12 protein-coding genes are annotated in these 15,871 nt (G+C 66.9%); 7 read left to right on the forward strand and 5 right to left on the reverse strand.

Annotation, left to right across the window (positions count from 1 at the left end):
• Positions 1-5: 5 nt before the first annotated feature.
• Positions 6-920: a LysR family transcriptional regulator gene (locus tag B5520_RS10375; RefSeq protein WP_079596979.1), complete on the reverse strand. Its 915-nt coding sequence runs from the start codon at positions 918-920 to the stop codon at positions 6-8.
• 274 nt (positions 921-1,194) lie between these two features.
• Between B5520_RS10375 and B5520_RS10380 the strand changes: the two genes are divergently transcribed.
• From B5520_RS10380 to B5520_RS10410, 7 genes are all read left to right on the forward strand, one after another.
• Positions 1,195-2,274 carry a PrpF domain-containing protein gene (locus tag B5520_RS10380; protein WP_079596980.1) on the forward strand — a complete coding sequence of 360 codons (1,080 nt, stop codon included), beginning with the start codon at positions 1,195-1,197 and terminating at the stop codon, positions 2,272-2,274.
• A 72-nt stretch (positions 2,275-2,346) separates the two neighbouring features.
• A complete protein-coding gene (locus B5520_RS10385; RefSeq protein WP_079596981.1) occupies positions 2,347-3,540 on the forward strand; it encodes a hypothetical protein in 1,194 nt (397 codons plus the stop codon).
• 8 nt (positions 3,541-3,548) lie between these two features.
• Entirely contained in the window at positions 3,549-5,576 is a 2,028-nt protein-coding gene (locus tag B5520_RS10390; RefSeq protein ID WP_079596982.1) for a tripartite tricarboxylate transporter permease, read from the forward strand.
• Between the two features lie 43 nt (positions 5,577-5,619).
• Positions 5,620-6,003, forward strand: coding sequence for a universal stress protein (locus tag B5520_RS10395; RefSeq protein WP_079596983.1), 384 nt, complete (start codon positions 5,620-5,622; stop codon positions 6,001-6,003).
• Positions 6,004-6,235: 232 nt separating this feature from the next.
• Positions 6,236-7,678, forward strand: coding sequence for an SLC13 family permease (locus tag B5520_RS10400; protein ID WP_079596984.1), 1,443 nt, complete (start codon positions 6,236-6,238; stop codon positions 7,676-7,678).
• Positions 7,679-7,745: 67 nt separating this feature from the next.
• Entirely contained in the window at positions 7,746-8,405 is a 660-nt protein-coding gene (locus B5520_RS10405; protein WP_079596985.1) for a cyclodeaminase/cyclohydrolase family protein, read from the forward strand.
• Between the two features lie 77 nt (positions 8,406-8,482).
• The gene (locus tag B5520_RS10410; protein ID WP_079596986.1) at positions 8,483-9,406 is read left to right on the forward strand and encodes an AEC family transporter; all 924 of its coding nucleotides are present in this window, start codon (positions 8,483-8,485) and stop codon (positions 9,404-9,406) included.
• Here the strand turns inward: B5520_RS10410 and B5520_RS10415 are convergent.
• From B5520_RS10415 to B5520_RS10430, 4 genes are read right to left on the reverse strand one after another with little or no spacing between them, the layout of a single operon-like run.
• Complete coding sequence (locus B5520_RS10415; RefSeq protein ID WP_079596987.1) at positions 9,351-11,963, reverse strand: AMP-binding protein; 2,613 nt, start codon at positions 11,961-11,963, stop codon at positions 9,351-9,353. The genes B5520_RS10410 and B5520_RS10415 overlap by 56 nt on opposite strands.
• A gap of 38 nt (positions 11,964-12,001) precedes the next feature.
• Entirely contained in the window at positions 12,002-13,162 is a 1,161-nt protein-coding gene (locus tag B5520_RS10420; RefSeq protein ID WP_079596988.1) for an ABC transporter ATP-binding protein, read from the reverse strand.
• A complete protein-coding gene (locus tag B5520_RS10425) occupies positions 13,159-14,850 on the reverse strand; it encodes an ABC transporter permease (RefSeq protein WP_079596989.1) in 1,692 nt (563 codons plus the stop codon). The genes B5520_RS10420 and B5520_RS10425 overlap by 4 nt, the downstream gene beginning before the upstream one ends.
• Positions 14,847-15,869, reverse strand: coding sequence for an extracellular solute-binding protein (locus B5520_RS10430; protein ID WP_079596990.1), 1,023 nt, complete (start codon positions 15,867-15,869; stop codon positions 14,847-14,849). Before B5520_RS10430 ends, B5520_RS10425 begins: the two co-directional genes overlap by 4 nt.
• Positions 15,870-15,871: the final 2 nt, after the last annotated feature.

The following is a 15,871-nucleotide window of genomic DNA, read 5'->3' on the forward strand; positions in this document are numbered from 1 at the left end:
TTCCGTCACCGGAAGTCGACACTCTTGTCTTTGGCTACCTCCAGCAGCGTCGTCTGGAAGGCGATCTCGGCCGCGGCCCTGACCCTGTCATGCCGGTGTGCCAGGAGCACCCGGCGGGAGGGGGCACTCGAGCCCAGCGAGACGATGCTGACACCTGGGTGCTTGTTCACCACAGCCGTCCGGGGGGCAAGGGCTATGCCCAGGCCCACGCTGACCATAGCCTGGGCCTCCTGGTAGTCATTGGCATGGAAGGAAATCCGCGGTGAAAATCCTGCAGCCTGGGCGCTGCGGTGGAGCACCTCGACCACCGGGTGCTCCTCTTCCCGGACAATCCACTCCTCATTCGCCAGGTCCGCCATGTCCACCTGCTTGCGGCGGGCGAGCCTGTGGTCCTTGCCCACGATGAGGGCCGTGGCATCCTCGAAGACGGTTGTCAGGGCGAAGTTTTCCGGGCTCAGGCGGTTCCATTCGTAGTCCCAGAGCAGGGACATCCCCACTTGCCCGTTTTCCAGCATCTCAATGAGGTCATCAAAGCGGCTGCTGCGTACGTGCAGGGTGATCGCCGGGTACTGCGCCTTGAACCTGCTGATGACCAACGGCAGGAACGAACCACCCAGGGTGGGAAACGTCCCCATGGTGAGGCTGCCCCGGTTCAGCCCCGCGATCTCGGCAAGGTCCGCTTCCGCCGCTGCCATCTGGCGGAGGATCCTTCGTGTGTGCGCCGTCAGGACATGGCCTGCGTCCGTGGGCACCATTCCCCTGGCCTGCCGCTGCAGGAGGGGCTGCCCCACTTCGGCCTCGAGGCGCCGGAGCTGCTGCGAAACGCCGGAGGGGGAATAGACGTGCTTCTCTGCCGCGGCAGTGATCGAACCGAGCTCCACAACATCCAGCAACAGTTCCAGTCTCCGAACGTTCAGCATGGCGGCCTTCCTTGAAGTTTTCGTTATACCCCCCTAACAATTTTAGCCACTTACTTCATCCAGTGCGGCGCGGCGCGGGGTGCCGTCGCGGTCCCCGCCCCAAAAGACCCAGTCCACGTTCCTGACGCGTGGCTTCAGGGTGCTACGAATGAAGTAAAAGTGCAGGGATATGCAGTTTTTAGCGTTTGTAATTCATCTGGGATGGGCATCACACTGGGTTAGCCGACAGGGCAGATCGCCCGTATTCCGGCGCCGGGAAGGTGTGAAAGCAATCATGGTAAAGATCCCTGCCGCTTGGATGCGTGGCGGAACCAGCAAGTGCTGGGTCTTCGAATGGGACAGCCTGCAGGTCCCGGGGAAGACCGTGGATGAGGTCCTCCTGCGGCTCTACGGGAGTCCGGACAACCGCCAGATCGATGGTGTTGGCGGCGGTACATCGACCACCAGCAAGGCCGTCATCCTGTCCCGCTCGCTCTCCGATGAAGCGGATGTGGATTACACCTTCGCCCAGGTGGGCATCGAGGAACAGCGCGTCGACTGGGGCAGCAACTGCGGCAACTGCTCGGCCGTCGTCGCCCCGTATGCCATCGAACGCGGCTGGGTGGAAGCGGGTCCTGAGACCACGCTGGTCCGCACCCTGAACACCAACACCAACCAACTCATCCTGCAAAAGGTCGATACACCCGGCGGCGAACTGGGTTACTCCGGCGACCAGGTCATCCCCGGTGTACCGTTCCCAGGCATGCCGGTGGGAATGGGCTTCTTCGACCCCGCCGGACGGACAACGGGAAAGCTCTTCCCCTCCGGGGAGCCAATGGACAAGGTCACCTTTGACGGCAGGCAGGTGCCGGCAACGCTTATCGACGCCGGCGCTCCCGTTGTCATCGTGGAAGCCGAATCCGTGGGCCTGACCGGCCACGAAACGGCAGCAGAGATCGACTCGCGGACCGAACTGCTGGTGCATCTCGATGACATGCGCCGAGACGCTGCGGTGCAGATGGGACTGGCCGGAAGCCGGGCGGAAGCCGAACGCGCCATTCCCAAACTGGCCCTCGTGGCCAGGGCCGGGCAGTCCGACGAAGCGGACCTGGTGGTCCGCATGCTGTCCATGGGCCGCCTCCACCCGGCCCTTGCCATCACGGGCAGCGTTGCTCTGACCATGGCGGCCCAGCACACCGGAACCGTGGCGGCGAACCTCATCACCAGTGACGTTTCACAGGGCGTCACCCTGCGGACCCCTGCCGGCCTGGTCCAGACCTGGTCTGAAGCCAGGGACGGGGTCCCCGTTGTCGGTGCGCTGCGCAGTGCCCGGCGGCTTGCCGACGCGGAACTCCTGCTGCCGGACACCTGGTAAAGCGCCCCATTACAAGCACGCCCCCTCCGGCTGCCCCCACAGCTGGCACGGCACATGATTAAGGACCCCTCAATGACGAGTCAAAAGTCTTCCCTGGAACCTCCCGAAGGCCTCCAGGAAACAGCGGCCACGGAACAGCCCGAACCGGCCAAGCACAGCCGCCGCATGGTGCTGGGAGCAGTAGCCTCCTTCGCCGTTCTTGGCCTGGCAACAACCGTGCTGGGCGAAGGGCTCCTGAACCCGCCCTCCAGCACCGAAGACGGGAACTACAGCGGCGAAACCGTTGAATTCCTGATTCCCCTGGCCTCCGGCGGCGGCACCGACACCTGGGCCCGCTTCATCGGTACGGAACTGACCAACTACATCCCCGGCCGCCCCGGATTCGCGCCCGTCAACGAACCCGGCGGCGAGGGCATCTCGGGCACCAACAAGTTCGCCCGCTCGGCAAAGACCGACGGTACCGAGATCCTGGTGGGCACCGCGTCCACCGTGGTTCCGTGGGTCCTGGGCCGCTCGGCCGTGAAGTACTCGTTCGAGGACCTGAAACCCGTGGTGGTCAACGGCACCGGCGGCGTCATCTACGCCCGGACCGAAGCCGGCGTCAACGGCATCGGCGACCTCATCAACAGGGACAAGCCCCTAGAATTCGGAGGCATCAGCGCCACCGGGCTGGACATCACCACCCTCGTCGCCTTCGATCTGCTCGAAGCGGACGTGACCTCCACCTTCGGCTTCGAAGGCCGCGGCCCGGTCAACCTGGCGCTGCAGCGCGGAGAGATCGACCTGGATTACCAGACCACCTCCGCCTACGGCTCCGCCGTGGAGGGCATCGCCAAGGAGGGCAAAGCCACCGTGCTGATGTCCTTCGGGCAGCTGGACGGCTCCGGCGACGTCATCCGGGACCCCAACTTCCCGGATGTGCCCACGGTCGTCGAAGCGTACGAGCAGCTGCACGGCAAGAAGCCCTCAGGGGAAAAGTTCGAGGCGTACAAGACCCTGCTCGGCCTGACGTACACCTACCAAAAGGGCCTTTGGGTCCCCAAGGACACGCCCGAGAAGGCCATCACGCTGCTGCGTGAATCAAACGAAAAGCTCGGCGCCGACCAGGGCTTCCAGGCAAAGGCAGCGAAAGTCCTGGGCGGCTACCCCCTGGTAGCGGACGCGGACATGGCCAACCGCGTCAGGGACGCCTACACCGTCAGCAGCTCCGTCAGGTCCTACGTCAAGGACTTGCTCGAGAGCACCTACAACATCCACGTTGAATAAGGACCATCATGCTTGACTCCGCTATGGCAGCGCTGGCATCACTCGCTGACCCGTCCCTGCTCATCATGCTCCTGATCGGCACAGTCGCCGGCCTCATCATGGGCCTCATCCCCGGCCTCGGCGGCACAGGCGCCGTCGCCATCCTCCTGCCCATCACCTTCGGCATGGAACCGCCACAGGCCCTGGCACTCCTCATCGGCGCACTCGCCGTGGTCCACACGTCAGACACGGTCTCGGCCGTGCTGCTTGGTGCCCCCGGCTCCGCCTCAGCCAGCGTGACAATGCTCGACGGCTACTCCATGGCGAAAAAAGGGCAGGCCGCCAGGGCACTGACGCTTGCGTTCCTGTCCTCCATGGCAGGCGGCATCATCGGCGCCGTCGGCCTCACGCTCGCCATACCCCTCGCCCGGCCCCTCGTGCTGTCCTTCGCAAGCCCGGAACTGTTCATGCTGACAGTCCTCGGTGTAGCCCTCGCCGCCGTTCTCTCCCGCGGCAACATCATCAAGGGCATCTCCGCAGGCCTCCTCGGCCTGGTCCTCGGCATGGTGGGCACCTCACCCACAACGGCCGAGGAACGCTTCACCTTCGGCAGCCTGTTCCTCGGCGACGGACTGTCACTGGTAGCCGTGGCCCTGGGCATCTTCGGCCTGGCCGAAATCGCCTCACGGGCGAGCCAGCGCCGCGGCCAGACGGAGAACATCACCGTTGGCGGAGGCTGGGGCAAGGGCATCCGGGAATGGCTGTCCCACTGGACACAGGTCATTCGAGGCGCCCTCATCGGCATCTGGGCAGGCGTGCTGCCCGGCGTCGGCGCCACCGCCGGAACATGGCTGGCCTACGGCCAGGCCGTTGCAACCGCCAAGGACAAGCGCCAGTTCGGCAAGGGCGACCCCCGCGGCATCGTCGGCCCCGAAAGCGCCAACAACTCCGTCGAAGCCGGCGACCTCATCCCCACCCTTCTGTTCGGCATCCCCGGCGGCGTCCCCTCGGCAATGCTCCTGGGCATGCTGCTCACGTACGGAATCCAGCCGGGCCCGTCCATCATCACCGAACACCTGGACCTGATGTACCTCATCGTGTGGTCCTTCGCGATTGCTTCCATCCTCGGGGCCCTGTTCTGCTTCCTCAGCGTCAAGCAGCTCGCCAAGCTCACCAAGGTCCCCTTCGCCGTCCTGGCTGCAGGCCTCGTGGCCGTTATGCTGCTCGGCTCCTTCCAGGAGGGCGGCCAGCTCGGCGACCTCTGGGTGATGATCATCCTCGGCGTTTTCGGCTGGCTGCTGAAGTCCACCGGATTCCCCAGGGCGCCGTTCCTCATCGGGTTCGTCCTGGCAATCCCGCTGGAACGCTACTACTTCCTCACCGACAGCCTCTACAACGGACTGGACTGGATGGCCCGCCCCGGCGTGCTGGTCTTCCTCGCCATCCTGATCCTGCCCATCCTCTGGGCCTTCATCAAGTTCATCCGCGCCCGCAGGAACACCAACCTGGACGACGGACACCGGGACGAGCGCCCGGAAGATGACGAAAGCCCGCTGAAGGACTCCACCTGGTCCCTCGCTGCCGCAGGCATCTTCGCCGCCGCCTTCGCCGCAGCACTGATTTCCTCGGCGTCGTTCTCGCCCGAGGCCCGGCTGGTGCCCCAACTGGTCAGCATCGGAGGCCTGGTCTTCTCCGGCATCCTGCTCTTCATTGAGATCCGGACAAGGCTTCGCGGCAGGACCCCTAAGGCAGGTCAGACCATCGCCGAGGAGGCAGAGGGGATCCTTGCCACACAGCCCGCGAAGGCAGGCTGGACCCTTGACGCGAAGTTCGCGTTCAAGACCTTCCTATGGATGACAGGGTTCCTGGCCCTCACGGCCGCCTTCGGATACCTGATCGCAGTCACGATCTTCATCCCGGCCTTCCTCCTGATAGTCGCAAGGGCCCGGCTCAAGACGGCGGTGGTCTACACAGCGGTGCTGTACGTGGTGCTCCTCGCACTCCCGTCGCTCCTTCCCATCGACCTGCCCCAGGGCTGGCTCAACACACTCGTCTAGGAACCAGCATGTCCACCACCGAAAACGACGGAAGAGAAAAACCATGACGGTTCTCGTTGCCTACGCCCCCGCGCCTGAGGGCCGCGAAGCCCTCACCCAGGGCATCGCCGAAGCAGTACTCAGGAAAGCAGACCTCCTTGTGGTCCATGTTGGCCGCGGCCATCACGGCCTGGAGGCCAAAGACCTGAAGGACATCGAAGACCGGCTGCAGGCAGCAGGGCAGGCACTGCATCTCGAATCCTCGGTCCTCGCAGACCCCGGCGACGCAGTCATCCAGATCGCCCAGGACCGGAACGTGGACATGATCGTCATCGGCCTGCGGCACCGCTCCATGGTGGGGAAACTCATCCTGGGAAGCACAGTCCAGCGCATCCTGCTGGACGCCACCTGCCCCGTACTCGCCGTCCGCGCAGACCGGCTCAACTGACCGCACTGTTCAACCAACCATCCGGCGGGACCGCCTCCATCCGGTCCCCCACTGGCTGCCGGTAACGCCCGGCAGGCATGTCCCACCCCGCATTCCATCGCAACAGGAACCCCGAAGGACGGGCGCGGCGCGGGACAGCATCAGAAGGAGGCAGGGGGACCAACCAGTCACCCTGCCTCCTTCGCACGCCCCAGCACCCTGCATACGGGGACCCGATCCATGAGGAGACCACATGATTAGCACCGAGCAACAGACCGCCGCCCCGGAGGGCGATTCCCGGGAGCACAGTCCCGGGCCCCGGCCCCGCCGCCGTATCCTACTGATTGCGGCTGCCGGTTTCGCGCTTCTGAGTCTGGTGGCCATCGTGCTGGGAGGGAACCTCTTCACCCCGGCGGCCACCACGGATTCGGAGCCGACCATGACCGCGACCCAGATCGTCCCGCTCGTCGTCCTCGTGGTGATGTTCATCGTGGCCACGAAATGGCCGCTGAACATCGGTGTGATGGGCCTGGTGGCATCCTTCGGCATCGGCTACTTCATGCTCGGAATGACGGACCGGGAAATCCTTGCGGAATTCCCTGCCAGCATCGTCCTGACCATCATCGGTGTCACCTACTTCTTCAGCATGGCGCAGCGGAACGGCACCATCGACATCATCGTCCAGAGCTGCGTCCGCCTCGTGCGGGGCAAGACTCTGGTGCTTCCCTGGGTCTTCTTCCTGCTGGCCGCGGCGCTGACGGCGCTGGGCACCTTCTCCCCTGCCGCCGTCGCACTGCTGGCACCCGCGGCAATCGGATTCGCCTACGAGTCGCGCATCCATCCCGTCCTGATGGGCGCCTTCATCATCAACGGAGCGCACGCGGGCGGCTTCTCCCCGCTGTCCGTGGCGGGCGTGCTGGTCCATGACATCGCGCTGGACAACGGCTTCCCCATCTCCCAGGGTGCCCTCTTCACGGCCAGTTTCGCCCTCAACCTCATCCTGTCCGTCCTGACAATCGTCATTTTCGCCCTCCTGGGGCGCCTTCGGGACGGCGAAAAGGGCCAGCACGCCGACCTGGTAGTACCGGTCACCATCAGGCCGCACGGCCAGCAGATCCTCACCCTGGTGCTGATCGTTGCGATGCTTGTCTGCACGTTGGGCTTCCGCATGCCGATTGGATTTGTTGCCCTCTCCGCGGGCCTCCTGCTGGCCCTCATCAACATCAAGGAACACCAGACGTTCATCGGCGGCATTTCCTGGTCCACAGTCCTGCTGGTGGCCGGCATGATCACCTACGTCTCCCTGCTCCAGCACGTCGGAGTCATCGACACCCTCGCCGAGCAGGCCCTGGCACTGGGAGCACCGCTGCTCATCGCACTCGTCCTTTGCTACGTGATAGGCGTCGGCTCGGCCTTCGCCTCCTCGACGGCGCTGCTCACCGCCTTCATCCCCCTGGCCGGCCCGCTCCTGGCCACCAGCACCCTCAGCGCCTCCGGAACGGTGGCAGCACTCGCCATTGCCGCCACCGTCGTCGACGTTTCCCCGTTCTCCACCGACGGTGCCCTTGTAGTGGCCAACGCCCGCGAAAACGACAGGCAGCGCGTCTACAAGCAGCTGATGATCTACGCCGGAGCCGTGGTGCTGACCGCCCCGGCACTGGCATGGGTCCTGCTGGTGCCCACAGGCATCATGTAAGCATCGCCGAAGGCCCCGGAATGGACCTCCCCGTTTGGCCGGGACCGTTTCTGGGCACGGTGTTGTCATGGATGCTGCGGAAACTATTACTACCCAAGACTCGACGGTCGATGAATGGACGGAGGCCCTGGCCCAGTCCACCGGTTCCCCTGGCGGTGGCGCCGGGTCCGGGCTGATGCTTGCCGTGGCGGCGTCACTGACGTCCATGGTTGCCGGCTACACGGAACCGAAAGAGCACGAGGCCGCGGAAGTGGCGGAGATCCGGGAGCGGGCCCAGGCCCTCCGGCGGGAGGCCCTGCAGCTCGCCGATGAGGATGCGACGGCGTCCCAGGCCTTTGGTGCCGCCTTCCGCCTGGATCCGGGTCCGGACCGGGAGGAAGCCATCCACAGCGCGTCACTCGACGCCGCCAAGTCATCGGCCGTGCTCGGCGAGCGCGCCATCGAAGCCGTCGATGACCTGGCCTGGCTGGCGACCAACGGCAACCCTGCGCTCATTGCCGATGTCGTCGTCGCGTTCGGGGCACTGCGTGCGGCGGTGGCCGGAGCGCGGACCAACGTCAGCTTCGACCTTGCGTCGCTGCGGTCCGCGGGCGCCACCCTTGAGCAGATCCGTGAACAGCACCAGGACCTGTGGTCCGCCGTGGAACGCCTCAGCACCGCGCTTGACCGGATCGACGGACTGACCGCCCGGATTGATCACCGCGCCGCCCCCACCGATAGCATCTGATGGAGCGGGCTCCCCATTCGGTCGCCCGGCGGGACGAACCACCGCACTGACGGCGGACCGACATTGAGGACAGTATCTTGGATGGAGTCTTAAAGGGCTTCTTTGTGGTGGGCGCGGTCATGCTGGTGGGCTACATCCTGGGCAAAACCAACGCCCTGGGCCCGCACGGCACAAAGGTGCTCTCCACCCTGACGTTCCTGGTGGGGCTGCCCAGCCTGATGTTCTCCCTGATCGCCTCCCGGCACATCTCCGACGTCCTCAGCACAACAGGCCTGATCTCCGTGGCCACGGCGGCAGCCATGATGGCCGTGTTCGCCATCATCGGCGCCATCGCCAGATGGGGCGTCCGCAGGACAACCATCGGAGCACTGGCCACCGGCATCGTGAACTCCACCAACCTCGGCGTCCCGCTGTCGTCCTACGTGCTGGGCAGCGCCACCTACGTCACGCCCATCATGCTGTTCCAGCTCGCCGTGATCACCCCGATCGCCCTGACCATCCTGGACCTCAGCGATCCCGACGCGGAAAAGCCCTCCATCGGGCGCATCCTGGCCACGCCCTTCCGCAACCCCGTGACGGTGGCGGCCATCCTTGGAATCATCGTCAGCGCCGTCGGTATCCCGGTTCCTGAACTGATCCTGGATCCGCTGTCGCTGATCGCCCAGGTGACCGTCCCCCTCATGTTGATCATTTTCGGCATGTCGCTGCACGGCCTGTCGCCCCGCGGCACCAACGGCGACGGTGCGCCAACCACGGTGGCCGTGATCCTCAAATCAGCCGTCCAGCCCGCCCTGGCGTGGGTGCTGGCCGTGTTCGTGTTCCGCCTGGATGCGTTCAGCACGTTCGTCGTCACGGCCTGCGCCATCCTCCCCACCGGCCAGAACGTCGTCCTGTACGCCGTCCGTTACCGCGTGGGGCAGAGCCTTGCGCAGTCGACGGCGGTGATCACCTCGGTGCTTGCGGTGCCCCTGCTGCTTGGCGCGGCCTGGCTGTTGAACTGAACCGCCTGGCCCAGAGCCGCCCGGCTGCAGCGGGCAGCCACCGGCACAGGGCCCAGTAGCCCACCCCCAGCACGAGGGACCCGACGACGGCCAGGACCGGGTTGACGGGAAGCAGCAGCGGGTAGACCAGCCAGTGGGTGAGGTAGATGTACAGCGACGCCGCGGCCAGCCAGCCGATGACCCGGCGCAGGAACGCGGGCACCGGCAGCGCCGGCACCCACACCAGCAGCAGGATGCCTGCGGCGACGGTGACATCCCTGACGCTGCTGCCAAAGAAGCCCGGCAGGGTCACCAGGGTGATGGCGGAGACAGTGATCCTGTGGAGGTGCGTGCGGGCCCGCGCGAGTGCCCAGCCGAGCGCGAAGATCCAGAAGACGGGCGGCGGCTTGGGCAGGCCGGGATCCACGATGTCGTACCGGCTCAGCAGCGCGATGGCCACCAGGCCCAGTGCGAAGGCAAAGGGCGCCCGGCGCTCCAGCCGGTCAACCCAGGGCACGGCCATGAGCGCTGCCACGGCCAGCAGGATGTACACCAGCAGCTCCACGAACCAGAAATGCCACTGCGTGGTCACCGCCTCGGGCCCCACCATGGCGTTGAGCAGGAAAATGTTGGCCACCGTGTAGTGGTCCGTGAGGAGGTAGGCCACGGCGATGAAGGCCGTGGACGGCACCACTATCCTGGCAACGCCGCGGAGCTGGCGGCGCAGCCGGGTAACCCGCTGGTCGGCCAGCTGGAACCGTGCGAAGTTGTAGCCGGCCACCGCGAAGAGCAGGTGTGCGGTCTGGAACATGATCAGCTCCACGTGCGTGGCCACGATGCACACGATGGCGACGGCCCGGAGCACAATCGAGGTCTCCAGGAACGAGAAGGGGCTCCGCCGCCGGGGCTTCCTGCGGCGCTCCAGTTCCCGCACCGGCAAGAGGTGCCAGTCGGCGGGAAGCTGTCCCAGGACGCGTTCCAGCTGCACGGAGACTGCCACGTAGGACAGCGAGTCGCCGTCAAGGGAGACGAACGTGTCATCGTCCCCCACAACGGGACACTCCAGGGCTTCGGCGAAAATGATCCGGATGTCGTCGGCGCGGCCGGCGGGGGGCGGACCTGCGGGAGCGGCCGTGCCTGTTGCCGCGTCATCCGCAACGGCGGCGCTGGTTGCACCGGCGGCACCCGCAGCAGCGGGCTCCGGAGCGGCAAGGGCAAGGACCCCCGGGTAGTCCACCTTGCCGGTGGCCAGGCGCGGCAGGGCTTCCACAGCATGGATCACGACGGCGGCGCGGGGCAGCCCCAGCGTGCCGGCCAGGGTTTTGGCGAGGATTCCCCCGTCGTGCCCGCCTTCGACGGCAATTACCAGGCGGTCGTCCGTGCCGGCGGCGGCCGCGGTGATCCCCATGTCGGCAAGGATCCGCTCCACCTGCCCGAGGTCCACGCGCAGGCCCACGATCTTCACGAACCGGCTGCGCCGCCCCACCACCTCGTACAGCCCGTTGGGCTGCCGGCGGGCGAGGTCGCCGGTGCGCAGTTCGTGGACTTCCCGGCCGAGCGCGAGGTCTGAGGGGTGCTCGGCGTACCCGAGCATAACGTTGGGGCCGCTGTAGACCAGTTCCCCGTCTGCCAGGTCCTCCACCGGGTCGATGCGGAAGGATCCGCCCGGCACGGGGACGCCGATGGTTTCGGCATGGTCGGCGGCCAGGTCCGGCGGCAGGTAGGCCATCCGGGCGGTGGCCTCCGTTGCCCCGTACATCACGTAGAGGTCCCAGCCGCGGCGCTGCCCGGTTTCCGCCCAGGCGCGCACCTTCTCCGGTGCCAGCCGCCCGCCGGCCTGGGTGACGTAGCGCAGGTGCGGCAGGTCCGCGTCCGCGAAGCCGACCCGGTCCAGGAGGTCGAAGGTGTAGGGAACGGCCGCGAAGGAGGTGGCCTGCCGATCCCGGAAGAGATCCCAGAAACAGGGGTCTACCACCGAGAGGTCCGTGAGCACCAGCCCTGCCCCGCGGATCAGGTGGCTGTTCACAACTGACAGGCCGTAGCAGTAATGCAGGGGCAGCGTGGTGGCGGCCCTGTCATCGGCCCCAATGCCCAGGTACTCGGCGATGGCCTCGGCGTTGGCCGTGAGGTTGGTGTGGGAGAGGCGCACCAGTTTCGGCGAGCCCGTCGAGCCCGAGGTGCTGAGCAGCAGCGCCAGTTCAGGATGCAGGTGGTGCCGGGAGCCGTTGCGCCGCTCCTCGAGCACGGGCACCCCGTGGCCGTCGCCGGAGCGCAGCAGCACGTCCGGGTCATAGGCGTGCATGAGGGACGCGAGGGCCTCCGGTTTGTCGGCCGGGGCCAGCAACAGGACGTGGCCGGCGGACAGGGCTGCGAGGTAGGCCACCAGCGAGTCCAGGTCGTTCTGCGCTGCCAGCACCACCAGCCGGCGTGCCGTTCCCAGGCGGGCGGCGGCGTCGTCAACGCGGGAGGCAAGCTCCCGGTAGGACAGGACGCCGTCAGCACTGAGCACTGCCGGACGGTCGCCGTGGCGGGCGAGGTCGGTGAAAGCGGCCCGGGCGAGGTCTGGCTGCGCGGTCATTGCGTCACCGGGGCGGTATATGTGGACATAAAGCTGGCCTAACTTAGCTGGACGGGCTCGGGCGACCGTTGATGCAGGGAGCTGCCCGGGGGCGGGGAAGTGATGGCGTGGTCGCCCAGCAGCAGCGTGGGCGTGGTCCCTGCCGCTACGGTCACGGCCACCGCTGTTCCCACGGGGTGGCGGACGGTGTGGGGCTGCCAGGAGCGCACGGTGCGTCCCGAGGCCAGCCTGACGTAGTGAAGGACAAAGGCGCCGTGGTACTCGACGGCCGAGACGCGCGCCGGGGAATCGGGGTCCGGGCGCAGCGCCACCTCGTGCGGCCGCAGCACCACGTCCACGTCCGCCTCGCTGTTGGCCCACCCCGGCACGGTGGAAACGACGCCGATTTCGCAGGTCAGGAGGGCGCGGTGCACATGGGCGGGGAGGAAGTCCGCGTCGCCCATGAAAGAGGCCACAAATCTGGTGGCGGGCTGCTCGAAGACCTTCTCCGGGGTGTCCGCCTGTTCGATGACGCCGCCGCGCATCACCACCACCCGGGTGCCGACGGAGAGCGCCTCTGTCTGGTCGTGGGTGACGAGGACGCCGGTGGTGCCGGCCTCACGCAGCGTTGCCACGGTGTCCCGGCGCACCTGCGCGCGCAGCGACTCATCCAGGCTTGAGAACGGCTCATCCAGGAGGACGACGGCGGGGCGGGGCGCCAATGCGCGGGCGAGCGCCACGCGCTGCTGTTCGCCGCCGGAAAGCTCGTGCGGGTACCGGCCCGCAAAGTGGGCAAGGCGCACCAGGTCCAGGACTTCCCCGGCCCGGGCTTTGCGCTCACCACGGCTCAGCCGGTCCAGCCCGAACTCCACGTTCTGCGCCACGGTCATGTGCGGAAACAGTGCGTAGTCCTGGAAGACGAGCCCCACCCGGCGCCGCTCGGGTTCCACGAAGCGGCGCTTGTCCGCCACGACGTCCCCGGCCACCCTGATGGTGCCCTTGTCCGGCCGTTCCAACCCTGCGGCGAGGCGGAGGGTGGTCGACTTGCCGCAGCCGGACGGCCCGATGACGGTCACCAGCTCACCGGCCGGAACTGACAGTTCCAGCGTATCGACGCCCACGGCCGAGCCGTAGTTTTTGCTGACGCCTTCGAAGACGAGCGCTGCAGGAGCACCGTCCGTGCCGGCAGGATGCTTTCCACGTGCCACACGAATGGTCATGCCGGGGCCTTTCCAGGTGTTTCATTGCGGCGGGCTTGCCTGACGAGGACCAGGACGGGGAGGACGGCGGCTGCGACGATCACGAGTGCGGGCAGCGACGCCTTTTCCCAGAAGTTTTCGCGGGCAAGTTCGTAGACCCAGACGGACGCCGTGGTGAAGCCGAAGGGCCGGAGCAGCAACACGATGGGCAGTTCCTTGACGGCGTCGATTGCCACCAGCATCAACGCCACGGCAATCCCGGACCGTGCCAGGGGAACATGGACCCGCGCCAGGATGCGCCGTGGCCCGGCGCCCAGGCTGAGCGCCGAGAAGGTGAGGGTTGCCGGGATTTTCGCGAAGCTGGCGTCCACGGCCTGGTAGGCGGGGGCGAGGAAACGGATCACGTAGGCGTAAAGGATGCCCAGGACCGAACCCGTGACCAACAGCCCGGTACCGCCGGGAACTCCTGCAGCCTCGAGGGCATCATCCAGTGCCGCGAAGGAGATGAGGACGCCGATGCCCACCACTGCGCCCGGTACGGCGTAACCGAAGGTTGTCAGCTGCGCCGCGGAGGAGACGAACCTGCCCCCGCTGAGGCGGACGCCGTGCGCTACTGCCACGGAGAGGAACACGCAGGCCGCAGCGGTGACTGCCGCGACCAGGAGGGTGTTGAGGATGTACTCTCCGAAGCGCGGATCCGCGAGGAAGCCGGGGTTTTTGACGGCCCCGCCCACGGCCCATCCCAGCAGCTGGAGGACGGGGATCAGGAAGCCTGTGCTGACGGCAGCCGTGCACAGAGCGGCGGCAGCCCAGCCGCGGCCACCGTGCAGCGTTGTCGGCTGCAGGCCCTGTCCCCTTCCGCCCTGCCGGTGATAGCGTGCCCGGCCGCGCAGAACCCGCTCCCCCGCCAGGACGGCGACGGCGAACAGCAGGACCAGGACGGCCAGCTGGGTTGCGGCGTGGAAGTTGAAGGTGCCCTTCCAGACCAGGTAGACACCCACGGAAACGGTCTGGACGTTGAAGTACTGCACCGTCGCGAAGTCGGTGAGCGTCTCCATCATCACCAGGGCCATGCCGGCGGCCAGCGACGGCCTGGCGAGCGGCAGCAGGACCCGCCGGAGTGCGCGTCCCCGCCCTGCACCGAGGGTCCGGGCTGCGTCATACGTGCCGGATGCGTGCTCACTGAGCGCGGTGCGCGCCAGGAGGTAGACGTAGGGGTAGAGGGACAGCGACATCACCAGCACCGCGCCCGGCAGCGACCGGACGTCGGGGACCCAGACGTCCGTTCCCAGTACGGCACGCAGGGCGGTCTGCACCGGCCCGGACACGTCGAAGACGGAGAGGAAGACGAAGCCCAGGATGTAGGCGGGTACGGCCAGGGGCAGGACCAGCAGCCAGGCGAAGACATTGCGCAGCGGAAAGCGGTAGGCGGTGACGAGCCATGCCAGGCCGCCGCCCACCAGGAGGGAGCCCGCTGCCACTCCCAGCATCAGGAGCAGGGTGGTGAGCACCATGCCGGAAAGTCCCCGCGGCGGTGCGGTGTCGCCCACGCTGCCCAGGCCATCAACAACCACGGCGAACACGGGGGTGGCAACCACCACGGCCACCAGGACCACGAGTGCGGACCACGCCGGGCGCCCGGCACCGGCCGTCCGGCGGGGACGGCGTTTCGGCGTCCCCGCTTCAGCGAGGACCGCCGTTTCGGTCACTTGTATCCGGCCTCGGCGAGCAGGTCCACGGCCGCGGCGTTGAGGTCGCCGTAGGCTTCGGCGTTCAGCGGCATCCGCTTGAAGTCACCAAAGCCCGCAATCACCGGCTCGGGTTTGGCTGCCGGGTTGACCGGGAATTCGTGGTTGGCGTCGACGAAGGCGTTCTGGCCCTTCGTGGCGAGCCACTCGATGAGCCGCTGCGCGTCCCCGGCGTTGTCGGAGCCCTCCACCACGCCAGCACCGGAAATGTTGACGTGCGTCCCGGCGCCTTCCTGGCTTGCCCAGTAGAGGTCCACCTTGAAATCGGGTTTGTCCTCCAGCGTCCGGGCCAGGTAGTAGTGGTTGTTGATCCCCACGTCGCAGGTGCCGGCGTCGATCGCCTCAAGCAGCAGTACGTCGTTGCTCATGATCTGAACGTCGTTGGCCACCCAGCCCTTGGCAATCTCCAGGGCCTTCTCCCGGCCGTGCAGGTCGATCAGGCTCGCGACGAGGGACTGGGTGTAGGACGAGGTGGCGTCACGCATGCACAGCCGCCCCTTCCACTTCGGGTCCGTCAGCCCGGCGTAGGTGTCCGCCGCGTCGAAGTCAGCGGGATCCACGTTCTGGGGGTTATAGGTGACGGTGCGTGCCCGCATGGCCAGCCCGAACCAGCGCCCCTGCGCGTCACGGAGGTCCTCCGGGACTGCTTCGTTGAGGGCCGCTGAATCAATGGCGGCGAGCTCATCCTGGCGTGCCGCATTCCACAGGTTGCCGGCGTCCACCGTCATGAAGACGTCAGCCGGAGAGTCTTCCCCCTCGGCCTTCAGGCGCTCGAGAAGCTCCGCGTCGTCACCGCTGATGAACTCCACGGTGATGCCCGTTTCGTCCGTGAACTGCCCGAACGCACCCTCCAGGTCATAGTGGCGGGCTGAGTAGATCTGCAGGTCGGCAGGCTGTCCACCGATGATGCCGCAACCGGTCAGGGCGGATGCCAGTACTGTCAGGCCTGCGGCGGCAGCGAGTAAGCGTCGAGTGGGCACGT

The sequence above is a fragment of the Arthrobacter sp. P2b genome (genome assembly GCF_900168295.1).
In the GTDB taxonomy this organism is placed as follows: domain Bacteria; phylum Actinomycetota; class Actinomycetes; order Actinomycetales; family Micrococcaceae; genus Arthrobacter.